Origin of the sequence: Pseudoxanthomonas sp. J31 (assembly GCF_000510725.1) — a bacterium.
In the GTDB taxonomy this organism is placed as follows: Bacteria; Pseudomonadota; Gammaproteobacteria; order Xanthomonadales; family Xanthomonadaceae; genus Pseudoxanthomonas.
Map to the genome: position 1 here is coordinate 1 of NZ_AZNZ01000011.1, position 23,107 is coordinate 23,107.

Annotated in this window: 21 protein-coding genes and 1 pseudogene; 5 read left to right on the top strand and 17 right to left on the bottom strand. The window is 72.0% G+C overall.

Annotated elements, in window-relative coordinates:
- Positions 1 to 231, top strand: a 231-nt coding sequence (locus PSEJ31_RS0111960; RefSeq protein WP_028915580.1) for a ribonuclease domain-containing protein, incomplete at its 5' end; no start/stop codon positions are given.
- Positions 228 to 668 carry a barstar family protein gene (locus tag PSEJ31_RS0111965; protein WP_019397937.1) on the top strand — a complete coding sequence of 147 codons (441 nt, stop codon included), beginning with the start codon at positions 228 to 230 and terminating at the stop codon, positions 666 to 668. The genes PSEJ31_RS0111960 and PSEJ31_RS0111965, both read left to right, overlap by 4 nt.
- A 59-nt stretch (positions 669 to 727) precedes the next feature.
- On the opposite strand, the gene PSEJ31_RS0111970 is transcribed toward PSEJ31_RS0111965, so the two are convergent.
- On the bottom strand, positions 728 to 2,605 hold the full coding sequence (locus PSEJ31_RS0111970; RefSeq protein ID WP_028915581.1) for an ATP-binding cassette domain-containing protein: 1,878 nt from the start codon (positions 2,603 to 2,605) through the stop codon (positions 728 to 730).
- 37 nt (positions 2,606 to 2,642) lie between these two features.
- Between PSEJ31_RS0111970 and dbpA the strand changes: the two genes are divergently transcribed.
- A complete protein-coding gene (gene dbpA / locus PSEJ31_RS0111975) occupies positions 2,643 to 4,019 on the top strand; it encodes an ATP-dependent RNA helicase DbpA (RefSeq protein WP_028915582.1) in 1,377 nt (458 codons plus the stop codon).
- 109 nt (positions 4,020 to 4,128) lie between these two features.
- Here the strand turns inward: dbpA and PSEJ31_RS0111980 are convergent, their stop codons facing one another.
- From PSEJ31_RS0111980 to PSEJ31_RS0112010, 7 genes are all read right to left on the bottom strand, one after another.
- A complete protein-coding gene (locus tag PSEJ31_RS0111980; protein WP_028915583.1) occupies positions 4,129 to 4,677 on the bottom strand; it encodes an adenine phosphoribosyltransferase in 549 nt (182 codons plus the stop codon).
- 45 nt (positions 4,678 to 4,722) lie between these two features.
- A complete protein-coding gene (locus tag PSEJ31_RS0111985) occupies positions 4,723 to 6,276 on the bottom strand; it encodes a YdiU family protein (RefSeq protein ID WP_028915584.1) in 1,554 nt (517 codons plus the stop codon).
- A gap of 21 nt (positions 6,277 to 6,297) precedes the next feature.
- On the bottom strand, positions 6,298 to 6,981 hold the full coding sequence (locus tag PSEJ31_RS0111990) for a glutathione S-transferase (protein ID WP_026010233.1): 684 nt from the start codon (positions 6,979 to 6,981) through the stop codon (positions 6,298 to 6,300).
- A gap of 152 nt (positions 6,982 to 7,133) precedes the next feature.
- Positions 7,134 to 7,343 carry a cold-shock protein gene (locus PSEJ31_RS0111995; protein ID WP_013535118.1) on the bottom strand — a complete coding sequence of 70 codons (210 nt, stop codon included), beginning with the start codon at positions 7,341 to 7,343 and terminating at the stop codon, positions 7,134 to 7,136.
- Positions 7,344 to 7,562: 219 nt separating this feature from the next.
- Positions 7,563 to 8,576, bottom strand: a complete 1,014-nt coding sequence (locus PSEJ31_RS0112000; RefSeq protein WP_019397333.1) for an LLM class flavin-dependent oxidoreductase — start codon at positions 8,574 to 8,576, stop codon at positions 7,563 to 7,565.
- A 2-nt stretch (positions 8,577 to 8,578) separates the two neighbouring features.
- A complete protein-coding gene (locus PSEJ31_RS0112005; RefSeq protein WP_019397334.1) occupies positions 8,579 to 9,088 on the bottom strand; it encodes a DUF1249 domain-containing protein in 510 nt (169 codons plus the stop codon).
- A gap of 81 nt (positions 9,089 to 9,169) precedes the next feature.
- A complete protein-coding gene (locus tag PSEJ31_RS0112010; protein ID WP_019397335.1) occupies positions 9,170 to 9,991 on the bottom strand; it encodes a pyruvate, water dikinase regulatory protein in 822 nt (273 codons plus the stop codon).
- Between the two features lie 139 nt (positions 9,992 to 10,130).
- On the opposite strand from PSEJ31_RS0112010, the gene ppsA reads away from it, so the two are divergent.
- On the top strand, positions 10,131 to 12,509 hold the full coding sequence (ppsA, locus tag PSEJ31_RS0112015; protein ID WP_028915585.1) for a phosphoenolpyruvate synthase: 2,379 nt from the start codon (positions 10,131 to 10,133) through the stop codon (positions 12,507 to 12,509).
- Between the two features lie 110 nt (positions 12,510 to 12,619).
- Here ppsA and PSEJ31_RS17115 read toward each other — a convergent pair whose 3' ends face one another.
- The 3 genes from PSEJ31_RS17115 to orn all read right to left on the bottom strand — a co-directional run bounded on the left by PSEJ31_RS17115 (position 12,620) and on the right by orn (position 18,166).
- The gene (locus PSEJ31_RS17115; protein ID WP_198015057.1) at positions 12,620 to 16,336 is read right to left on the bottom strand and encodes a patatin-like phospholipase family protein; all 3,717 of its coding nucleotides are present in this window, start codon (positions 16,334 to 16,336) and stop codon (positions 12,620 to 12,622) included.
- Positions 16,337 to 16,399: 63 nt separating this feature from the next.
- A complete protein-coding gene (locus PSEJ31_RS16050) occupies positions 16,400 to 17,296 on the bottom strand; it encodes an SH3 domain-containing protein (protein WP_084220859.1) in 897 nt (298 codons plus the stop codon).
- A 306-nt stretch (positions 17,297 to 17,602) separates the two neighbouring features.
- Positions 17,603 to 18,166, bottom strand: coding sequence for an oligoribonuclease (gene orn / locus PSEJ31_RS0112030; RefSeq protein WP_028915587.1), 564 nt, complete (start codon positions 18,164 to 18,166; stop codon positions 17,603 to 17,605).
- A 97-nt stretch (positions 18,167 to 18,263) separates the two neighbouring features.
- Here orn and PSEJ31_RS0112035 point away from each other — a divergent pair, with 97 nt between their 5' ends.
- Positions 18,264 to 18,728, top strand: a complete 465-nt coding sequence (locus PSEJ31_RS0112035; RefSeq protein ID WP_028915588.1) for a DUF2721 domain-containing protein — start codon at positions 18,264 to 18,266, stop codon at positions 18,726 to 18,728.
- Positions 18,729 to 18,735: 7 nt separating this feature from the next.
- Here the strand turns inward: PSEJ31_RS0112035 and tadA are convergent, their stop codons facing one another.
- The 6 genes and pseudogenes from tadA to PSEJ31_RS0112060 all read right to left on the bottom strand — a co-directional run bounded on the left by tadA (position 18,736) and on the right by PSEJ31_RS0112060 (position 23,072).
- On the bottom strand, positions 18,736 to 19,218 hold the full coding sequence (gene tadA / locus PSEJ31_RS17270; RefSeq protein WP_028915589.1) for a tRNA adenosine(34) deaminase TadA: 483 nt from the start codon (positions 19,216 to 19,218) through the stop codon (positions 18,736 to 18,738).
- A 102-nt stretch (positions 19,219 to 19,320) separates the two neighbouring features.
- Positions 19,321 to 19,650: pseudogene (locus tag PSEJ31_RS17275) on the bottom strand (GNAT family N-acetyltransferase); the annotation flags it as partial.
- A 273-nt stretch (positions 19,651 to 19,923) separates the two neighbouring features.
- On the bottom strand, positions 19,924 to 20,385 hold the full coding sequence (locus PSEJ31_RS0112045) for an AprI/Inh family metalloprotease inhibitor (RefSeq protein ID WP_028915590.1): 462 nt from the start codon (positions 20,383 to 20,385) through the stop codon (positions 19,924 to 19,926).
- A gap of 267 nt (positions 20,386 to 20,652) precedes the next feature.
- A complete protein-coding gene (locus PSEJ31_RS0112050; protein WP_019397343.1) occupies positions 20,653 to 21,330 on the bottom strand; it encodes a type 1 glutamine amidotransferase domain-containing protein in 678 nt (225 codons plus the stop codon).
- A gap of 59 nt (positions 21,331 to 21,389) precedes the next feature.
- Entirely contained in the window at positions 21,390 to 22,376 is a 987-nt protein-coding gene (locus PSEJ31_RS0112055; RefSeq protein WP_026010236.1) for an aldo/keto reductase, read from the bottom strand.
- A 354-nt stretch (positions 22,377 to 22,730) separates the two neighbouring features.
- A complete protein-coding gene (locus PSEJ31_RS0112060; RefSeq protein WP_026010237.1) occupies positions 22,731 to 23,072 on the bottom strand; it encodes a zinc ribbon domain-containing protein YjdM in 342 nt (113 codons plus the stop codon).
- Positions 23,073 to 23,107: the final 35 nt, after the last annotated feature.

Sequence of the window (23,107 nt, forward strand, 5' to 3'; positions counted from 1 at the left end):
CCGTTCCCGCACCGCCAGGACGGCAGCGTGTTCGCCAACCGCGAAGGCCGGTTGCCGCCGCGCCCGCGCGGCCACTACCGCGAGTACACCGTGCCGACGCCCGGCGTGCCGCACCGTGGCGCGCGCCGCATCGTCACCGGCGGCGATCCGCCAACCGAGTGGTACTACAGCGCCGACCACTACGGCAGCTTCCGCGCCTTCCAGGTGCCCATGGCGGAGGCACGGCCATGACCCACTCCGGATTCGACCTCGGCCTGGACGATGCCACCCGCGCCGGCGTCTACGAGGTTGCCGCCGCCGACCTGGCGGCGCTGGCCGCGGCCGCGCGCGATGCCGGCCTGCTGGTGCGGCGGATCGATCTGGAGGGCTGCCGCGACAAGGCCGCGCTGCTGCTGCGCATCGCCACCACGCTGGACTTCCCGGCCGGCTGGGGCCGCAACTGGGATGGCCTGCTGGATGCGCTGCGCGACCTGTCCTGGGCGCCCGCTCCGGGCTACCTGCTGGCGATCGACGGCTTCGCCGGGCTGCAGGGCACCCGCCCGCAGGACCTGCAGACCCTGGTCGAGGTACTGGACGATGCAGTGCGCTGGTGGGCCGAGGCCGGGGTGCCGTTCTGGGCGTTCCTGGCGCCGGACAGCACGCCGCGCAATACCGGCCGCGCGAAGTAGCCCGCCCCGGGCCCGTCGCGCGCCGGCAGCGGCCGGGTGCATGCGATGCGCGGCCGGGCTCAGCCGTCCAGTTCGGCCCAGCGGGCGTAGGCGGCGTCCAGTTCGGCCTGGGCATCGGCCATGCGCTTGCCATGCGCGGCGACCACGCCCGGATCCTGCTGGTAGAAGGCCGGGTCGGACATGGCCGCGGCCAGTTCCGCCAGCTCAGCTTCCAGCGCCTCGATCCGGCCCGGCAGCTGCTCCAGCTCGCGCGCATCCTTGTAGCTGAGCTTGCGCTTGCCGGCCGGCGCCGGCGCCGCGGGCGCGGCGGCCGGGGCCGGCGCGGGCCTGGCCGCGGCGGGCTTCGGCGCCGGCGGTGCCGGGCGCTGGCGCAGCCAGTCGCTGTAGCCGCCCACGTACTCGCCCACCCGCCCCTCGCCTTCCATCACCAACGTAGAGGTCACGACGTTGTCGAGGAAGTCGCGGTCGTGGCTGACCAGCAGCAGGGTGCCGTTGTAGTCGGCCAGCAGGTCTTCCAGCAGCTCCAGGGTTTCCACGTCCAGGTCGTTGGTCGGCTCGTCCATCACCAGCAGGTTGGATGGCTGCGCGAACAGGCGCGCCAGCAGCAGGCGGTTGCGCTCGCCGCCGGACAGGCGGGTGATTGGCGCACGCGCGCGCTCGGGCGTGAACAGGAAGTCCTGCAGGTAGGCCAGCACGTGCTTGCGCGAGCCGTTGATCTCGACGAAGTCGCGGCCGCCGGCCACGTTCTCCATCGCGTTCCAGTCCTCGCGCAGGGTCGCGCGGTACTGGTCGAAGTAGGCCACCTGCAGGTTGGTGCCCAGTTTCACCTCGCCGGCCTGCGGCTGCTGTTCGCCCAGCAGCAGCTTCAGCAGGGTCGTCTTGCCACTGCCGTTGGGGCCGATGAGGCCGATGCGGTCGCCGCGCAGCACGGTGGTGGAGAAGCCCCGCACCATCACCTGCCCGCCGTGGGCGAAATGCAGGTCCCTGGCCTCGATGACCTTCTTGCCGGAGGACTCGCCCTGGGCGGCCTCCATGCGCACGTTGCCGGACAGTTCGCGGCGCTGGGCGCGTTCCACGCGCATGGCCTTGAGCCGGCGCACGCGGCCTTCGTCGCGGGTGCGGCGAGCCTTGATGCCCTGGCGGATCCAGGCTTCCTCCTGCGCCAGCAGCTTGTCGAAGCGCGCGTTCTCCTGCGCCTCGGCGTTGAGCCGCTCCTCGCGGCGGCGCTCGTAGTTGGCCCAGTCGCCCGGCCAGCTGGTGACCTGGCCGCGGTCGATCTCGACGATGCGGGTGGCCAGGGCGCGCAGGAAGCGGCGGTCGTGGGTGACGAACACCACGCTGCCGCTCCACTCCTTCAGGAAGCCCTCCAGCCAGTCGATCGCCTCGATGTCCAGGTGGTTGGTCGGCTCGTCCAGCAGCAGCACGTCCGGCGCGGAAACCAGCGAGCGCGCCAGCAGCACGCGGCGCTTCATGCCACCGGACAGGCGCGCGAACACCGCATCGCCATCCAGCTCCAGGCGGCTGAGCACCTCGGCCACGCGCCGGTCCAGGGCCCAGCCGTCGGCCGCGTCGATCTTCGCCTGCACCCGCGACAGCTGCGCCGCGTCGAATTCCGCGGCATGGCTGATCTGGTGGAACTGCGCCAGCCAGGTGCCCAGCTCGCCCAGGCCGCCGGCGACCACGTCGAACACGCTGCCCTCGGTGCCGCCGGGCACCTCCTGCTCCAGGCGCGCCACACGCACGCCTGCCTGGACCCGCACCTGGCCATCGTCCGGCTGCAGTTCGCCGGCGATGAGCTTGAGCAGGGTGGATTTGCCGGCGCCGTTGCGGCCGATCAGGGCGATGCGTTCGCCCGGCTCGATCGACAGGTCGGCATGTTCCAGCAACAACGGGCCGCCGACGCTGTAGTCGACGTTCTGCAGGGTGATCAAAGGCATCCGCGCATTGTACGGGCCACACCTGCGAGAATGGCGCATGACCGACTTTGCCGCGCTGCCGCTCTCCCCCGCCCTGCGTCCCGGACTGGACGCGCTGGGCTATACCGCCGCCACGCCGATCCAGGCGCAGTCACTGCCGCCGATCCTGGAAGGCCGCGACCTGCTGGCGCAGGCGCCCACCGGCAGCGGCAAGACCGCCGCCTTCGGCCTGGGCTTGCTGCAGCGGCTGGATCCGGGCCAATCGCGCTGCCAGGCGCTGGTGCTGTGCCCGACCCGCGAGCTGGCCGACCAGGTCGGCCGCCAGCTGCGCCGCCTGGCCACCGGCATCCCCAACCTCAAGCTGAGCGTGCTCACCGGCGGCGTGGCGCTGGAGCCGCAGATCGCCTCGCTGCAGGCGCACGACCCGCAGGTCGTGGTCGGCACGCCGGGCCGGGTGCAGGAGCTGGCCCGCAAGCGCGTGCTGCACCTGGGCGTGGTCCGCACCCTGGTGCTGGACGAGGCCGACCGCATGCTGGACATGGGCTTCGAGGAGCCGGTGCGCGAGATCGCCAACCGCTGCCACGGCCAGCGCCAGACCCTGCTGTTCTCGGCCACCTTCCCCGATGCGATCCGCGAACTCGCCCGCCAGCTGCTGCGCGATCCGGTGGAGGTCTCGGTGGACGGCGGTGAATCGGCGCCGGACATCGAGCAGCGCTTCTTCGACGTGGACCCGCAGTTCCGGCAGAAGGCCGTGGCCGGCCTGCTGCTGCGCCATCGCCCCGAATCGGCGGTGGTGTTCTGCAATACCCGCAAGGACGTGGACGAGGTCGCCGGCTCGCTGCGCCAGTTCGGTTTCTCCGCCCTGGCCCTGCACGGGGACATGGAGCAGCGCGACCGCGACGAAGTGCTGCTGCAGCTGGCCAACCGCAGCTGCAACGTGCTGGTTGCCAGCGACGTGGCCGCGCGCGGCCTGGACGTGGAGGACCTGGCCGCGGTGGTGAACTACGAGCTGCCGACCGACGTGGATGCCTACCGCCACCGCATTGGCCGCACCGGCCGCGCCGGCCGCCGTGGCCTGGCCCTGAGCCTGGTCGCCGGCCGCGAGAACGCGCGCGCCGGGATGATCGCCGCCGCCCAGGACAGCCCGCCGCCGCGCGAGAACGCGCCGCTGGCCACCGGCCGCCCCGCCCAGCCGGCACGGGCACCGATGACCACCCTGCGCATCGACGGCGGCAAGACCGACAAGCTGCGCCCCGGCGACATCCTCGGCGCCCTGACCGGCGAGGCCGGCCTGCCCGGATCGGCCATCGGCAAGATCGTGATTGCGGCCACCCGCTCCTACGTGGCCATCGCCAACGCACAGGCGGAACGCGCCCTGCAGCGGCTGGAAGCCGGCAGGATCAAGGGCCGCCGCTTCCGCGTACGCAGGCTCTGACCCTGCCTACCGGGGCGCGCGTCGCGCCCCCGGATGCGCCGCGTTGTCCGGACTACGCGCCCCGCGAAGCACCAACCACGAATCCCGAATCCCGAATCCCGATCCCGCCTCAGTGCCTCAGCAAGGCCACCAGCGGCGCGTCGATTTCCCAGCGGGCACGGCCACCGAGGGCCACCAGCTCCATCAGCACCCCCGCCCCGACCACCCGGGCCTGCTGCTGTGCCAGCAGCCGGGCCGCCGCGGCCAGGGTGCCGCCGGTGGCCAGCACGTCGTCCACCAGCAGCACGCGGGTGCCCGGCGCGACCGCGCCGGCCTGCAGCTGCAGCCGGTCGCTGCCGTATTCCAGCGCGTACTGTTCCTCGACCACCGGCCCGGGCAGCTTGCCCGGCTTGCGCAGCGGCAGAAAGCCGGCACCCAGCAGCGGCGCCAGCGCGGCGCCGAGGATGAAGCCGCGCGCCTCGATCCCGGCCACCAGGCCGATCGCCACGCCGCGCCATGGCGCGGCCAGGTCGTCGAGCATCGCGGCCAGGCCTTCGGCATCGGCCAGCAGCGGGCAGATGTCGCGGAACACGATGCCCGGCGAGGGAAAGTCCGGGATCTCGCGGACCAGCGAGGCCCAGGCCGGCTGGGTGGCGGGTTCGGCGACTGTTGCGGACATCGGGGAAGCTCTCCGGACGGACGGGATGCGCAAACGGTAACGCCGTCAGGAGCTGCAGGACAGCATCGAGCAGCCGGCGCGATGGCGCGCCCATTCGGGGCGCAGGCCGGCGTAGTGCTCCCGTCCAGGCTGGTCCTCGTACGGGCGGCGCATCACCTCCAGCAGCGTCGCCACCGACGCCAGGTCGCCGGCCTCGGCACGGTCGATGGCCTCCTGCGCCAGCCAGTTGCGCAACACGTAGCGCGGATTGGCCAGGCGCATGCGTTCGCGCCGCCGTGGTGGCGCCAGCGGGTCGTCGGCCAGGCGCGCGGCGTAGCGTGCCAGCCACTCCTGCAACGCCGGCGACACCGCCGCGGCCGCGACGGCGTCGTAGGACACCGCCGCGAAGTCCGCCGGCCTGGCCGTGGCCGGATCCACCTCCCCAAGCTGGCGGAAGAACGTGGTGAGGTCGAACTGCCCGGCCTGCAGCACCCGGCACAGGTCCTCGAACAGGGCCACGTCACCGGCGCCGGCGCGGGCCAGGCCCAGCTTGCCGGCCACCATTTCCCGCTCGGCCCGGGCCCAGGCGTCCAGGTAGCGCTGCAGCCCGGCCTCCAGCGGCGCGGCCCCGCCGAACAGCGGCGCCAGCGCCTGCGCCAGCCGGGTGAGGTTCCAGTACGCCACCTGCGGCTGGGCGCCATAGCGGTAGCGGCGGCCGTGGGCGTCGGTGGTGTTGGGCGTCCAGTCCGGGTCGTAGTCCTCCAGCCAGCCATAGGGACCGTAGTCGATGGTCAGGCCGAGGATGGACATGTTGTCGGTGTTCATCACCCCGTGGACGAAGCCCACCCGCATCCAGCCGGCCACCATCCACGCGGTGCGCTCGCACACCTGCGCGAACCATTCCGCGTCGCCGGCCGGGCCCAGTCCATGCAGGTCCGGAAAGTGGTGGCGCTGGACATGGTCCGCCAGCCGCCGCAGCAGCGCGGTATCGCCGCGCGAGGCCGGCAGTTGCCAGCTGCCAAAGCGCAGGAAGCTGGGCGCCATCCGGCACACCACGGCACCGGGCTCCGGGCGCGGATGGCCGTCGTAGAACATGTCGCGCACCACCTCCTCGCCGGTGCCGACCAGGCTGAGCGCGCGCGTGGTGGGGATGCCCAGGTGGTGCATGGCCTCGCTGCACAGGAACTCGCGGATCGAGGAGCGCAGCACCGCGCGGCCGTCGCCGAAACGCGAGTACGGCGTGCGCCCCGCGCCCTTGAGCTGCAGTTCCCAGCGCCCGCCGTCCGGCCCGATCGCCTCGCCCAGCGAAATCGCGCGGCCATCGCCCAGCTGCCCGGCCCAGCTGCCGAACTGGTGGCCGCCGTAGTTGGCCGCCCACGGCTGCATGCCTTCCAGCAGCGCATTGCCGCCGAACACGCGGGCGAAGTCCGGGTGCTCGGCGTCGGCGGCGTCCAGCCCGGCCAGGGCCGCGGCCTCGGGCGACCAGGCCAGCAGCCGCGGCGCGGCCACCGGGGTGGGATCCACCCGCGACCAGGCCGCGAAGACCTCGCGCACGCGCGGCCCGGCCTCGGGGTCGCCGGGCAGTTCGCGCAGGAAGCTGTTGTCGAATCCGATCCGCATGGGTCGCCGCCGGCGGGCGGATCAGCCGGTGGCGACCGCGAACGGGCCGCCCTGCTCCAGCGCCCGCTGGTAGGCCGGGCGCGCGTGGATGCGCTCGAGGAAGCCGCGCAGGTTCGGGTGGCCGTCCAGCCCGGCGCGCGCCGCCGCGGCCTCGATCGGGAAGCTCATCTGGATGTCGGCCGCGGTGAAGCGCTCGCCCGCGAACCAGCCGCCGCCGTCCAGCGCCTGCTCCATCCAGTCCAGGTGCAGCTTCACCTGCGGCGAGACAAAGCCGGCCAGGGTGCGGTCGACGATGGCGCGGGCGATGGGCCGGGCGAAGAACGGCATCGGCGCGTTGCGGATCCGGCGCAGCACCAGCGACAGCAGCATCGGCGGCATGGCCGAGCCCTCGGCGTAGTGCATCCAGTAGCGGTACAGCAGGCGCTCCTCGGCCAGCGCCGGTTCCGGCGGCGGCGATAGCGCATAGCCGGTGTCGTAGCGCTCGACCAGGTATTCCAGGATCGCACCGGATTCGGCCAGCGCCTGGCCGCCATCCACCAGCACCGGGGCCTTGCCCAGCGGGTGCACGGCGCGCAGCTCCGGCGGCGCCAGCAGGGTCTTCGGGTCGCGCCTGTGGTGCACCACGTGGTACGGCAGCTCCAGTTCCTCCAGCAGCCACAGCACGCGCTGGGAACGGGAATTTTCCAGGTGATGGACGGTCAGCATCGGCAACTCCTGTTCGACTGCGCCCATCCTCGCACGGCCGGCGTTTGCCATCCGTTGCGCCGCGCGCCGGGCCCGGAAACGGAAAACGCCGGAGGCTTGCGCCCCCGGCGTTCCGGTCTGCGATCCCGGCGCGAGCCGGGAAGGCCAGTCAGTTACAGCGCCTGGACCTGGTCGGCCTGCAGGCCCTTCTGGCCCTGCACGACGATGAAGGAGACCTTCTGGCCTTCCTGCAGCGACTTGAAGCCCGAGCCCTGGATCGAACGGAAATGCACGAACAGGTCGGCACCGCTCTCCGGGGTGATGAAGCCGAAGCCCTTGGCGTCGTTGAACCACTTGACGGTACCGGTCTGACGATCGGACATGTTTGCTAACTCCTCAACGGAAAAATGGAAAACCCGGTCGCGGGACATCCGCGGCGGGTACTGGGTTGCAGGTGTTAGGCAAAGCGGAACGATGTAGCGCGATCGTCGGATCGACTGCATCAGGCCACGATTCACGGTGACCCATGCAAACACAGTGGGGGCACGATACCCGTATTCGTCCGGAATAGCGAGCGCCGTCCGTCGGCGCCGTTCAGGTGGTCAACCGGCGGCCGCCAGGCCCCAGGCCTCGGCCGCGATCCGGTAGGACTCCAGCCGGGCCTGGTGGTCGTGCAGGTTGGCCACCACGATCAGCTCGTCCGGGCGGTGGCGCTGGACGAAGCGCGCCAGGCCCTCGGCCACGGTGTCGCGGCTGCCGACCACGCTGCAGGCCAGCGCCCGCTCCACCCCGGCCTTCTCCTGCGGGTTCCAGTAGGCCTCGATGTCGTCCACCGGCGGCGGGATCAGTCCCGGGCGGCCGCGGCGCAGGTTCACGAAGGCCTGCTGCGGGGTGGTGAACAGCCGCCGCGCCTCGGCGTCGGTGGCCGCGGCCACCACGTTCACCGCCAGCATCACGTGCGGCTCGGCGCAGTGCTTCGAGGGCCGGAAGTGCCGGTGGTAGACCAGCAGGGCTTCCTCCAGCGCATCCGGGGCGAAGTGCGAGGCGAACGCGTACGGCAGGCCCAGCGCCGCGGCCAGCTGCGCGCCGAACAGGCTGGAACCCAGGATCCACACCGGCACCCCGAGCCCGGCGCCGGGCACGGCTTGCACCGCCTGGCCCGGCTGCACCGGCTCGAAATAGCGCAGCAGCTCCTGCACGTCCTGCGGGAACTGCTCGGCGGAGTCGAAATAGCGGCGCAGCGCCCGCGCGGTGGCGTGGTCGGTGCCCGGCGCGCGGCCCACGCCCAGGTCGATCCGGCCCGGATGCAGCGCGGCCAGGGTGCCGAACTGCTCGGCCACCTGCAGCGGCGAATGGTTGGGCAGCATGATCCCGCCAGCGCCAACCCGGATCTTCGAGGTATGCGCGGCCACGTGCGCGATCAGCACCGCGGTGGCGGCGCTGGCGATGCCGGGCATGTTGTGGTGCTCGGCCAGCCAGAACCGGCGGTAGCCCAGGGCCTCGGCATGGCGGGCCAGGTCGACGCTGTTGGCCAGCGCGGCGGAGACGTCCGAGCCCTCGCACACCGGTGCCAGGTCCAGCACCGACAGCGGCACGGAACGCGGATCGAAGCCCATGGTCAGTCCCGCGCCACGGCCGCCAGCGGTGCCCGCGGCGCGGCCAGCGGCGGCGCCGGGCGCAGCGTGGCCACGCCGTGGCCCTGCTCGGCCAGGTACTGCAGCCACTTGCCCAGGAAGGTGTTCATGCGCAGGCGGTGGCCCACCACTTCGGCCGGCGGCGGGTACATGCCGATCACGTCCTGCCAGCGCCGGCCGACGTAGCAGTGGGTGGTCTCGACCTGGCGGGCGTCGTTGTACAGGCGCAGGTAGGCAGAGGGGTCCGGCTCGCCGGTCACCGGGTCGCACAGGTCGTAGGTCAGGCGCAGCTCGACCGTGTAGCGGTGGCGCTCGAGCACGTCCAGGCGCACGTCCAGGCCGTCGCCCAGCGAGGACACGTAGCTGCCGCACGCCAGCCCGGCCGGCGCGAACAGCCGGGTCAGGCGGGCGTGGTTCTCCGCGTACAGCCCCATCAGCCAGCCGAAGCGGCCGATCCTGGGGATACGCGCGACGATGGGGAGTGCCTGCTGCATGCGCCCGATGCTACACGGCAAGGCGCGCGCGCGGCAGCATTGAAAAGCCCGCCGCCGGCCCCCATGCGTACGGGCCGCCGTTCAGAACATCTCCCGCTGCAGGCCGAAGGTGGCCAGCACCTTGCTGGAGATCTCCTCGATCGAGGTGTGCGTGGTGCTGAGGGTCGGGATGCGCTCGCGCGCGAACATCGCCTCGGCCGCCTGCACCTCGCGCCTGCAGGTCTCCAGCCGCGAATAGGACGAATCCGGCCTGCGCTCCTGGCGGATCTGCTGCAGCCGGTCCGGATCGATGGTCAGTCCGAACAGCTTGCGCCGGTACGGACGCAGCCGCTCCGGCAACCTGTCGTTGTCCAGGTCGCTGTCGGTCAGCGGGTAGTTGGCGGCCTTCACGCCGTAATGCAGCGCCAGGTACACGCAGGTCGGCGTCTTGCCCGCGCGCGACACGCCCACCAGCACCACGTCGGCGTCGACATAGTCCAGCGCGACGCCGTCATCATGCGCCAGGGCGTAATTCATCGCCTCGATGCGGCGGTGGTAGCTGTCGAAGTCGACGATGCCGTGCGCGCGCCCCACCCTCGCCTGCCGGGGCTGGTTGAGCTCGCGCTCCAGCGGCTCGATGAACGGCGCGAACACGTCCAGCATCAACGCCCCGCTTTCGGCCAGGAGCATGCTCAGTTGGGTATCGACGCAGGAATTGACCACGATCGGCCGCACGCCGTAGCGCTCGCCGGCCGAGCGGATGCGCGCGGCCGCCTCGCGCGCCTTGTCGAGGTCGTCGACGAAGGCGATGCGGTCGGTCACGAACTGGAATCCACTGAACTGGGTCAGCAGGCTGTGGCCGATGGTTTCCGCCGTGATACCGGTACCATCGGAAACGTAGAAAACAGGGCGGATCGCGCTCATGCCTGTGACGTCTCCGGTTTCGTGTTGAATGACATGATCAACATTGATATGCCGCAAATCGCAGGGGCATCATAACCACCCCACATACCTCGGGACACGGCCATTGCCCGGCCGGGCGTGGCTCCACGGAGCATCGCACTTGAACCAGAACATCCTGTGGTTGCATGAGCTTCGTCTTGCCGACCTGGCACGCGTCGGCGGCAAGAATTCCTCCCTCGGCGAGATGATCGGGCACTTGTCCGGCCTCGGCGTCTCGGTGCCGGGTGGCTTCGCCACCACGGCCGAAGCGTTCAAGGACTTCATCGCGCACAACGACCTGCACCAGCGCATCTACGACCGGCTCGCGCAGCTGGACGTCGAGGACGTCAACGCGCTTACCGCGGCCGGGCGCGAGATCCGCCAGTGGGTGATCGATGCCCCGCTGCAGCCGGCGCTGGATGCCGATATCCGCACCGCCTACGCGAAGCTGTGCAGCGAGAACGGCGGCGACGACGTGGCGGTGGCCGTGCGCTCTTCCGCCACCGCCGAGGACCTGCCCGATGCCTCGTTCGCCGGCCAGCAGGAGACCTTCCTCAACGTGACCGGCGCCGACGATGTCGTGCACAAGGTCAAGGAAGTGTTCGCCTCGCTGTACAACGACCGCGCGATCGCCTACCGCGTGCACCACGGCTTCAAGCACGAGGACGTGTTCCTGTCGGCGGGCGTGCAGCTGATGGTGCGCTCGGACGTGGGTGCCTCCGGCGTGCTGTTCACCCTGGACACCGAGTCCGGCTTCCGCGACGTGGTGTTCGTCACCGCCAGCTACGGCCTGGGCGAGATGGTCGTGCAGGGCGCGGTGAACCCGGACGAGTTCTACGTCTACAAGCCCACGCTGAAGCAGGGCAAGCCGGCGATCCTGCGCCGCTCGCTCGGCAGCAAGGCGATCCGCATGGTGTATTCGGACCAGCCCGGCGAGCGCGTGCGCACCGAGGACACGCCGGCCGAGCTGCGCAACCGCTTCTCGCTCTCCGACGAGGACGTGCACGAGCTGGCGCGCCAGGCCCTGACCATCGAGCAGCACTACGGCCGCCCGATGGACATCGAATGGGCCAAGGACGGCGTGTCCGGCAAGCTGTTCATCGTGCAGGCGCGCCCGGAGACGGTGAAGTCGCGTGGCCACGCCACCCAGATCGAGCGCTTCGCGCTGGAGAAGCGCGGCGAGGTGATCGCCGAGGGCCGCGCCATCGGCCAGAAGATCGGCGCCGGCGTGGCGCGCGTGGTGCGCTTGCTGGAGGACATGGACCGCGTGCAGCCGGGCGACGTGCTGGTCGCGGACATGACCGACCCGGACTGGGAGCCGGTGATGAAGCGCGCCAGCGCCATCGTCACCAACCGCGGCGGCCGCACCTGCCACGCGGCGATCATCGCCCGCGAGCTGGGCGTGCCGGCGGTGGTCGGCACCGGCAACGCGCTGGACCTGATCAAGGACGGCCAGGAAGTGACCGTCAGCTGCGCCGAGGGCGATACCGGCTACATCTATGCCGGCCGCCTGCCGTTCGAGCGCACCACCACCGACCTGGGCAACATGCCGCCGGCGCCGCTGAAGATCATGATGAACGTCGCCAATCCCGAGCGTGCGTTCGACTTCGGCCAGCTGCCCAACGCCGGCATCGGCCTGGCGCGCCTGGAGATGATCATCGCCAGCCACATCGGCGTGCACCCCAAGGCGCTGCTGGAGTACGACCGCCAGGACGCGGACACCAAGCGCCGGATCGACGAGCGCGTCGCCGGCTACGCCGACCCGGTCAGCTTCTACGTCGACCGCCTCGCCGAGGGCATCGCCACCCTCACCGCGTCGGTCGCGCCCAACCCGGTGATCGTGCGCCTGTCGGACTTCAAGTCCAACGAGTACGCCAACCTGATCGGCGGCCAGCGCTACGAGCCTGAGGAAGAGAACCCGATGATCGGCTTCCGCGGCGCCAGCCGCTACGTCGATCCGTCCTTCGCCGACGCCTTCGCCCTGGAATGCAAGGCGGTGCTGCGCGTGCGCAACGAGATGGGCCTGGAGAACCTCTGGGTGATGATCCCGTTCGTGCGCACGCTCGAGGAAGGCCGCAAGGTGGTCGAGGTGCTGGCGAAGAACGGCCTGCGCCAGGGCGAGAACGGCCTGAAGATCATCATGATGTGCGAGGTGCCGTCCAACGCCCTGCTGGCGGACGAGTTCCTCGAGATCTTCGACGGCTTCTCGATCGGCTCCAACGACCTGACCCAGCTGTCGCTGGGCCTGGACCGCGACTCCTCGATCGTCGCCCACCTGTTCGACGAGCGGAACCCGGCGGTCAAGAAGCTGCTGTCGATGGCGATCAAGGCTGCCCGCGCCAAGGGCAAGTACGTGGGCATCTGCGGCCAGGGTCCCTCCGACCACCCGGACCTGGCCGAGTGGCTGATGCAGGAAGGCATCGAGTCGGTGTCGCTCAACCCCGACACCGTGGTCGATACCTGGCTGCGCCTGGCCAGGCTCAAGGGCGGCGCCGCCTGAGCCGCTGCGGTCCGCGCGAGCGGACCGTCCGCGCGCCACCGAAGGCCATGCCGGTGCGCCGGCATGGCCTTCCTGTTTGTGCCCTTTCCCGCCCTGGCAGAACAGCGGCGCTAAGGCACGGCTTCGCAACGCGCCGGACCGGGCGTGCCCGCATCCGCGGCGCAGGGCGGCAGCCATAGTTCGATCACGCGGCGGTTGCTGCGGATGGACGCGGCCAGCTCGCGCACCTGCACCTCCAGGCCAGGCTCCCGCGCCGCCAGCGCCGCGGCAATCCCGCGAGCACACTCGCGGTCGCCCTCGTTGCCGCGGCGGTGGACCAGCAGGGTCGGCCGCGGCCAGGGCGCGGGCGGATTGCGGCCATGGCGCTGCGCGGTGGCGACCACGTTCTCGATGCCGGGCACGCGCACCGTATTCCCCAGCGCAGGGGCGATATCGGAGTCGCCCTTGACCAGGCCGGCGATCCAGGCACGGCTGGCCTCGTCATGCACCTGCACGTACAGGGTCATGGGCGACGCTTCCGTCCCGCATGCCGCGAGCGCGGGGACCCGCGCGGACGCCGGCGGTGCCGGAGCCGGCGCTTCGACCGGAAGCGGCGCCGGCACCGACGCCGGCCCCCTGCCCCCGCCGGGACCGGACTGCAGCGCAGTCGGCCCGTCGATGCCGGGCGCCTCCAGGTCCGCCGCGGCCTCCGGGTAGGTCGAGGCAGTACTGCCGCCGGCAGCCACGGCCGGTTCCGGCATGGCCATCGTGCCTGCATCCGCGGGCCGTTGCCGGTTGCACGCGGGCAAGCGTGCCAGCAGGGGATTCCTGCAGGGCTCCTGCTGCGGCGCGGGCATCCAGTACGGGTCGTCCTGGTCGGGGTGCGTGCCGCAGACGTCGTCGCATACCCAGTGGCGTGCCGGATCGCAGCTGTTCCCGGCGGGATCCGCGGGGACCTGGCATAGCGCCGCAAGCCCCGCGAGGCGGCTGGCCGCATGGCGGCGCACCCGCGCCGATACCCCACCGTAGCGCACTGCGTCGGCCAGCAGGCGCACGGCGCCGCGCTCGTCCGCGCCGGGCGGCTTGTCCGGACTCGCCTCGCGGATGGCATCCACGCGGTCCAGCACCGCCTCCACCGCCTGCTCGCGTGCGCTGCGTTCCTGCTGCCACTGCTGCAATGCCTGCGCCACCGGCAGCAGCAGCGTGCCCAGCACGCCGACGCCGACGGTGGCCCCGATCGCGGCGGCCCTGGTTTCCGGGCGCCAGAACGGCACCGGCGCCTTCTGCGGCTCGGGCTTGGGCGGCCGCCGCAGCGGTTCCAGCACATTCCCCGGCCTTGGCGCCGGCATGTTCCAGCCGTGCACCTTCTCCAGCCACTCCGCCCGCAGCGCCCGTCCCATGTCCTCGCCCAGGCGGTGGTAGCTCTCCCACTGCGCCTCGTCGAAGAACTGGTCGGAGGTCGGCTGCTGCGGGAACAGCGGATGGCGGCGGGCATAGGCCAGCACGTCGGCGTCCAGCGACACGTGCAGGGCCGGCTTGACCACTAGCAGGGTGCCGAGCCGCCGCCGCGCCGGGTTGCTGCGGTTGTAGCAGATCCGCGCCAGCAGCACGCCGCGCGCGGTGTAGTTCTTGGCCAGGTCCTCCGGTGCCAGCACCGCCAGGTGCTCGCTGGCGACCGCGCCCATCGCGGCGGCGTCCTCCGGCGTGCAGAACTCGATGTCGCAGTCGAAGTCGATGCGCGCCTTGCGCACCAGGTTCTCCAGGTCGTCGTACTCGTAGCGCGGGTCGGCGCCGCAGTCGGCGAGCACGATGAAGTCCAGCTGGCGCTGCAGCAGCGCGTGCACGCCGGTGTTCTCGAAGTGCCCGCCGTCGGACAGGTACCACCAGTCCTGGCACGGCCCGGCGAACGACGCCAGCGCCTCGCTGGCCAGCAGGCCGAACTTGGTCGTGCCCAGCCAGCGCCCGGCGCGCCGCAGCAGGCCGTCGCGCGCCGGCTCCTCCTGCGCTGCGCCCTCCTGGCGCGGACGCAGCCAGAACCCCAGGCGCGCCCCCACCATGAACAGCAGGACCGCCCAGCCCCGCGAGGTGTAGGAGCCCGCGCCCGGCGAGGCCGCCGCGCCGGAAATGGCGATCCAGCGCCCCAGGGTGCCCGGGTCGCGCATCTGCGCCAGCGGCAGGAAGCGGTCCCTGCCCAGCTCCATGCCGCGCGCGCTGATGGTGGCGGCCAGGCCCTTGCGGTCGGCGTTGTACATGCCGCTGGCCGCCTCGCGGGTCTGGTTCAGGCACACCCCGACCAGGTGCAGCGGGCCGCCGTTTTCCTCGGGACGGTGGCTGGACAGGTCGGTGTCGTCGCCCGGGACCACCGTGGTCACCGACCAGGCGTCGGGCGATTCCCGTTCGCCATCCAGGCGCGGGCCGAAGCGCTGCACGTTGCCCAGCGCCAGGTAGGCGCGCACCAGGCGCGCGCGGTAGAAGCCGTGCAGGGAGCTGGAATTGACCCAGTCGCGGTTGCGCTGGGTCAGCAGCACCCAGGCCAGCGCCAGCGCGCCCAGCACCGCCGCGCGCGCCCAGAACGGCAGGTAGGCCAGCACGCCGTCCTCGCCCCGCAACGGGGCGATGAACACCACCCACTGGACCAGCAGCACCCAGGCGCACACCACCAGCGCGCCGACCAGCAGGCCCAGCAGGTTCAGCAGCTTCGGCGTCCAGCGCGCATGCGGGCCATCCGAGGAGCGGGCCATGCGCTGCAGCGGTTCGCTCAACGCGCGCAGCAGCACCAGCAGGCTGCCCAGGGTCAGGCCGCCCTCCAGCCAGCGGTCGCCCTGTTCCAGCAGCTTGGCCACCTGCCAGGTAAGCACGTCGACCACGCCCAGCCCGGCCAGCCCCAGCGCCAGCGCATTGGCGCGGCGCAAGGCCTCGGTCAGGCGGTTGCGTTGCTGCGCCAGGCGGGTGTTGGGGCGTTCGTCCGAGCGCCCGGACAGGCGCAGGTACAGCCCGGCATGCCGGGCCAGGGTGCCGGCGGCGAACAGGCACAGGAAGAACGCCGCCGACGGCGCCGCCCAGGGCGGCTGCAGCCAGGCCAGGTCGCGCCCGGGCAGCAGCCACAGGCCCGCCAGCAGCAGCGCCAGCACCACCACGTCGGCCGCGCGCGGCGGCAGGATGGCCAGCAGCGGCGTCCCCGGCTCGTTGGCCTCCCGTGGCAGGTCGCGCAGGGTCCAGTACGGCACCAGGGTGCTGGAGGCCAGCAGCATCCACGCCGCCGCCGCGAGCACGAACCACGCCGACGCCCATGGTTGCCACTGCGCGGACAGCACCAGGTCCAGGTCGTTGTGCAGGGCGTGCGGCAGCACCACCAGCACGCCCAGCAGCACCGCCAGCACCGCCATCTCCGCGTGCACCGCCAGCGCGCTGCGCAGGTAGGTGGCCACTGCCGCGCCGACGTCGCGCGCGCCGCGCGGGGTCAGGTAGCGGCCGTTGCGGCGCAGCCATTCCAGCAGCACCGAATCGCTGCGGGCGAAGGCGTTCTCGGCCTCGACCACGCCGATCTTCTGCACCACCCGGGTGAACGCGGCACCCACGTAGCCGCCGCCGGATACCGTGGACAGGTAGTCGAAGCGCTTCAGCAGGCCGTTCTGCGCCAGGCCGCGCAGCAGCCCCAGGCAGAAGGTCGCGCTGCGGATGCCGCCGCCGGACAGCGCCAGGCCGATGCGCGGCGCGCCGGGGTCGATGCCGGCGCGGGCGCGGCGCCGCTCCACCAGCCGCGCCTCCTCCCCGGCCAGGGCCGCGCGGTCCTGCAGCCCGGCCCCCTGTCCCAGCGTGCCGTCCATGTGTCCGGCGGCACGTTCCATCGGCGTGGACGCCTGCTCCCTATCCATATCCCCTCCCTGGCGGCGCTGGGCACGCCCGCCGTCTCAGTCATGGATCCAGAACGAAGTGCTCCTGAACGTGGCCGAGGTCCACCAGCGCGGCGTCCCGAACTGGAAGTTCTCGCGTCCGGCATTGCTCTGCAGCGGCGCGTGGACCCGCCCGTTCCTGCGGTCGGCCTGCCGCGTACCCTTCTCCGGCACCACCGGGCAGATATGGCCGGGGCTCTCGCTGTTGGCGTTCTTCCCCGAGACCAGGCAGACCGCGCCGGCATTGGCCGCCGCCTGCAGTGCGTCCAGGTCGAACTCCCGGCGCCAGCCGAACTGCGGCCCGAACTCCGGCAGCCAGTCGTGCAGGCTGTTGGCGTTGAGCTCGCGCACGGTCTGGTCGTACACCACCGCCACGCTCCTGCCGGAGTTGAGCGCGCTGATCGCGGTCGCCGTCCACCACACCCGCGGCAGGTAGGCGCCGGCCAGGAAGCAGTAGTCGTAGCTGTAGATGTTGCAGAAGGTGCTGCTGCCCTTGCGCAGGTAGCGCGCGCTCCTGTCCACCCGCAGCCAGTGCACGATCTCCAGCAGCTGCGCGGCGCGCGCGGCCGGCGTGCGGGCATCGCGCCGCGGCGCGCCGGCCTCGTTGAGCGCGAAGGCGCGGCCGCCGTCGCGGCCGCGGGTGACCGGCTGGCTGGTCTGCAGGTGCACCTCCACCAGCTTCTTCGCCACCGCCTCCGGGGGCGCCTTTTCCGGTCCGGCCACCAGGTAGGCGGAGGAGACATAGCCCTCGACCGGGGTGCCGTCCAGCCGGGTGCGGATCTTCCACCAGGGCGCCGCCGCCTTCTCCAGCAGTTCCACCTCGTGCCCGCGCGGCAACAGGCCGATGCGGTTGGTCGAAACCACCCTGGGCGAGGACCGCAGGTTCAATTCCGACGCACGTACGACGTACTTCATGCTGCCTCCATGGAGGACAACGGGACATCGGCATGTGGCGAGGCGGCGGGGTCGTGGTGGGCGGGCCCCGGCGGTCGTCGCGCGTCGGCCATGCACCCGCCACGGCGGGTCGTCCGGCGCTGTATCCGGGCCGGTGCGCAGGGCAAGGGGCCGTGGCCCGGGCCGGGAAACGGGCGGAGTTTGCGCCTCGGCCGGCGCCGGCGCCAGTCCCCCCGGCGCGGCGGCGGGAGCGCCGGCGGCGCCTGCCGCGGGCCGCTGGCCGGTCCGTGCCGGCGGACCAGGCGCGGCAACGGCGGCCCCTGACGCTCAGGCCGCCGGCAGCCCGGCGAACTTGCCCAGGAACTGGCGGTAGTGGCGCAGCTCGGCGATCGAATCGTGCACGTCGCTCAGCGCGGTATGCGCGGCCTGCTTGCCGACCCCGGCCAGCACCTCCGGGCACCAGCGGCGGGCCAGCTCCTTGAGCGTGCTCACGTCCAGGTTGCGGTAGTGGAAGTACTGCTCCAGCCGCGGCATCAGCCGGTGCAGGAAGCGGCGGTCCTGGCAGATCGAGTTGCCGCACATCGGCGAGGCCTTGGCCGGTACCCACTCGTTGAGGAAGGCCACGGTGCGGGCCTCGGCCTGGGCCAGGGTCACGTCGCTGTCCAGCACCCGCTGCCACAGGCCGGAACGGCTGTGCTGGTTGCGGTTCCACTCGTCCATCGCCTGCAGGGTCTCCAGCGGATGGGCGATGGCCAGCTCGGGGCCCTCGGCCAGCACGTTGAGCTGGGCGTCGGTGACGACGGTGGCGATCTCGAGGATGGAATCGCGGTCGGTGTCCAGGCCGGTCATCTCCAGGTCGATCCAGATCAGGCGGTCCATTCCTGCGGCCATGGCCATGCGCTTGCGGAACTCCAACGGTGATGGGGCCGCGCTTGCGGGCGCGGCGGGGGCTGGCATGATACCGCAGGTCCCCATCCACGCCCGGTCGATGCAAGAGTCGAGCACCCATGCCATCCTGGCCGCGATGCTGGCGCCGGCCTTCTTCCTGACAGCCACCGCCTCGCTGCTGCTGTCGGCCAACAACCGCCTGGCCCGGATCATCGACCGCGCGCGGACCCTGCTGCGGGAACTGCCGGAAGTGCGCGACGAGCGCGAGCGGCAGCTGTACGAGAAGCGCATCGCCCTGCAGCGCCTGCGTAGCCTGCTGATGCTGCGCGCCGGGCAGCTGCTGTACATCGCCATCAGCTGCTTCGTCGGCACCAGCCTGGCGGTGGCCGTGGACAACTTCGCCGGGCACCGCCTGGGCTCGCTGCCGATCTGGCTGGCTTCGGCCGGGGTGCTGTCGATGTTTGCCGCCAGCTTCCTGCTGGCGCGCGAGTCCACCCTGGCGGTGACCGCGATCAACGAGGAAATGGACCACCGCCCCACCCGGCCGCTGCCGCCGGGGGGCTGAACCGGGCTCAGACCGGCGGCTTGCCGCGCTTGGCCCGGAAGTAGTTGGTCAGGCGCCGCCCGGCCTCCTCGCCCAGCACCCCGCCCTGCACCAGCACGCGGTGGTTGTGGCGCGGGTCGCCGATGACGTCGAACACACTGCCGCAGGCGCCGGTCTTGGGATCGGCCGCGCCGTAGACCACTCGCGCGACGCGGGCATGGACCAGGGCCATGGCGCACATCGCGCAGGGTTCCAGCGTCACGTACAGGGTGGCGCCGACCAGGCGGTGGTTGGCCAACGCCCGGCCGGCCTGGCGCAGGGCCATGATCTCGGCATGCGCGCTGGGATCGTGGTCGGCGATGTTGCGGTTCCAGCCCTCGCCGATCACCTCGCCTCCGGCCGAGACCACCACCGCGCCCACCGGGATCTCGTCGTATTCCTTCTCCGCGCGCTCGGCCAGGGCCAGGGCCTGGCGCATGTACCGCTCGTCGGCGGCCGGGTCGACCGGCAACGTCCGCGCCGGCTCGCGCGCGTCCAGCAGCTTCCACAGGATCCGGGTCGCGCCCAGCCCGCCCAGCGGCTTGTAGGCGTACTCGGGGATGTCGCCGGCGGTGTGGTAGCCCAGGCGGCGGTAGAACGCGGTGGCGCCCTCGATCAGCGAGGCATCCAGGGTAAGCAGGCGGCGGCCGCGCTCGCGCGCTGCCTGTTCCAGCGCCTGCACCAGGGCCGCACCGACGCCGCGGCCGCGGGCCGCCGGCGCGGTCATCACCTTGGTCAGCTCGGCGCGGTGCGGCTGGCTGGGCGCCTGCACCAGGGCCAGCGAACCGGTGGCCAGCAGCTGGCCGTCCTGCCAGGCGCACAGCACCACGCGCTCGCCGCGCGCGACCGCCTCCAGCGCGCCGCGCCAGAACGCACGCGCCTCGTCCAGCGGCAGCGGGTGCATGAAGCCGACCGAGCCGTTGTTGGCGACGGTCTCCACCAGCAGCGCGGACAGGGCCTCGATGTCGGCCGGCGAGGCCGGACCGATGCGTGCCGCCGATGCCGGCGCCTCCCCAGGGGCCGCGGACGCCGGGACCGCGGATATCTGTTCTGCCACTGCGCGCTTTCCGCAAAACACCAGGGACGCATTTTACGCCTGACCCGCGCCGCGGCAGGCCTGCCGGCCGGGGCAGGCGAACCTTGCCTGGCCGGCGACCATCGCCGGCGGGCGCCGCGACTACTGCGCCGGGTTGAGCATCAGCCCGTACCGCCGATTGCCGTCGCGCGGCAGGTAGAACTCGCGCTCGCCGCTGCGCGGCAGGCGCACGATGGCCTTGCGCGTGGCATCCACCAGTACCAGCGACTGGTCGCGGCCGTCGATCAGCCAGGCAAACGCCTCGCCTTCCAGGCCCAGCGAGGCGAGGCAGGCCGGATCCGCCTCCAGCGCATGCCCGCCGAGGTTGGGCGTGGCCTGCAGCGTGACCGGGCAGACGCTGCCGCCCTCGGTGTCCTCCCACAGGTCCCAGGCGCCGGCGAGGGCGACGATCTCCGGTCCGGGCGCGTCCGCGATGCCGTCGTCTTCCGTGGCCTTTCCGTGCGCGGGAGCCGTGGCCGGCACCGGGGATGCCGGCTGGCTGCAGCCGGCCAGCAGGAGTAGCACCGCCAGCAGGAAGGTCGACAGGCAGATGCGCCCGGCCATCACCGCACCGCGCCCGTGGCAGCGTGGAACAGGTGGTCGCAGGGATCGACCCGGCCTGGCGCCGGCTCCGGCACCGTCCTGCCGGCCGGCAAAGGCGAACGCGGCCGGCGGGTCGCGCAGGGCCGGCGATCGCACGTGGCAGTCCAGACGCATGGCATCCCCCGGGCATCGGAATGGAGTCCCCCGCCGCGGCGAAGGACGCGCGGGCAGTCTACCCGGGCGGCACGCGCGGCGCCGGGCGGCATTGGTGGAGGTGCGCTTGCCGGGTCAGCGCAGCAGGGCCAGCAGCGCCTCGGCCGCCGGCGCCGAGGAGGCCGGGTTCTGCCCGGTCACCAGCAGGCCGTCGCTGACCACGTGGGGCTGGAAGTCGGCCCCCTTGGAGTACTCGCCGCCGTTGTCGCGCAGCATGGCCTCCACCGAGAACGGCACCACCCCGGTCAGACCCACCGCGGCTTCCTCGCTATCGCTGAAGCCGGTGACCTTGCGCCCCTGCACCAGCGGCGCGCCGTCGGCACCGCGCACCCGCCGCAGCGCGGCCGGGCCATGGCAGACCGCGCCCAGCGGCTTGCCGGCTTCGGCCGCGCGCGCGGCCAGGGCGATCGAGCGTGGATCCTCGGCCAGGTCCCACAGCGGGCCGTGGCCGCCTGGATAGAACAGCGCGTCGAAGTCGTCCATCGACACCTCGGCCAGCGGCCGGGTGTTGGCAAGCGCCGCCATCGCCGCGGCATCGCCCTGGAAGCGCCGGGTATCGTCGGTCTGCGACTCCGGCGCATCGCTGCGCGGGTCCAGCGGAGGCTGCCCGCCGCGGGGCGAGGCCAGCACCACCTCGGCCCCGGCATCGCGGAAGCGCCAGTACGGCGCGGCCAGTTCCTCCAGCCAGAAGCCGGTCTTCTCGCCGGTCTCGCCCAGGCGATCGTGGGACGTCAGTACCACCAGGATCTTCATGTGCCTGCTCCTGTCGGAAAGTCCAACGGTTGCGCCCGCCTGCGCCCCGGCGCCGGGGGTCACCAGCGCTGGTGCACGTGCGGCTTGATGTCCTGCTCGTAGATCCGCGCGACCTCGGCCATGACCTCCTCCGGCAGCGCCGGCAGCCCGGCCGCGGCGATGTTGGCCAGCGCCTGCTCCGGGTTCTTGGCGCCGGGGATGACCACGCTCACCGCCTCGTGCATCAGGATCCAGCGCAGCGCGAACTGGGCCATGGTGGCGCCGGCCGGCACCAGCGGACGCAGCTTCTCCACTGCCGCCAGGCCGACCTCATAGGGCACGCCGGAGAAAGTCTCGCCGACGTCGAAGGCCTCGCCGTTGCGGTTGAAGTTGCGGTGGTCGCTTTCCTCGAAGCGGGTATCGGCGCGGAACTTGCCGCTGAGCATGCCGCTGGCCAGCGGCACTCGCGCGATCACCGCCACGCCGCGGCGCAGGGCCTCCTGGAAGAACAGCCCGGCCGGGCGCAGGCGGAACATGTTGAAGATGATCTGCACGCTGGCGACGTTCGGGTACTCGATCGCCTTGAGCGCTTCCTCCACCCGCTCCACGCTCACGCCGTAGCGGGCGATCGCACCGCGCTCCACCAGCCGCTCCAGGTGCTCGAAGATCTCCGGATGGTAGTAGGCGTCGGTCGGCGGGCAGTGCAGCTGCAGCAGGTCGAGGGTTTCCATCTCCAGGTTGCGGCGGCTGCGGTCCACCCACTCCTGCAGGTTCTGCGCGGTGTAGCCGGCCACTTCCTGCCTGGGCAGGCGGCGCCCGGCCTTGGTCGCCACGAACGGGCGCTTGCCGCCGCGCTCCTTGAGCACGCGCGCGATCAGGCGCTCGGAGTGGCCGTCGCCGTAGACGTCGGCGGTGTCGATGAAATCCAGGCCGGCATCCAGCGCCGCGTGCAGCGCGGCGATCGAATCGCGGTCGTCGACCGTGCCCCAGGCCGCGCCGATGGCCCAGGCGCCAAAGCCGATCTCGCCGACGGTGTGGCCGCTACGGCCGAAAGGTCTGGAACGCATGCGTGACTCCTGCGGACGGGCCACGCTGGCGGGCAGCGTGGCCGGAAAAGGATTGCGGCGCGGTGGCGCCGGACGAACGCCGAATCATAGCGGACACGCGCGGAGGGGCATGCAGGCGATGGCCGGGCGCCGGCGTTCGGCTACGCCGCGATCGGGGAGCTGCGTCGGCGCCTGGCCCTCCCCCCTACCCCATCCCGCCGGGAAGGGAACGGTGCTCCAGACGACGACGCAGCGCGTGGCAAAGCGCCAGGCCTCGAGGGCGCCATGGCACTGCAGCGGCGCTGCGCTGCACTTGCCCGGGCCACACGCCCCGCCCAATCACCAATCACCAATCACCAATGATCGGCGATTCGCTCAGGCCTTGCGCAGGAACTGGGTCTTGAGCACCAGGCCCTTGATCTTGTCCGAGTTGCCTTCGATGTGCTCCGCATCGCCCTCGACCAGGCGGATGTTGCGGATCACCGTGCCCTGCTTGAGCGGGATCGAGGAGCCCTTGACCTTCAGGTCCTTGATCACGACCACGGTGTCGCCGGCAGCCAGCGGGTTGCCATTGCTGTCGCGCACGACCAGCCCGGCTTCCGCCTCGGCGCCCTCCTCCTCGGTCCACTCGTGGGCGCAGTCCGGGCAGATCCAGAGCGCGCCGTCGGCGTAGGTGTTGTCCAGTCCGCACTGCGGACAGGAAGGAATGGCAGCCATTGCATCCTCGTTGCAGGAAAAAAACGGCCGCCATT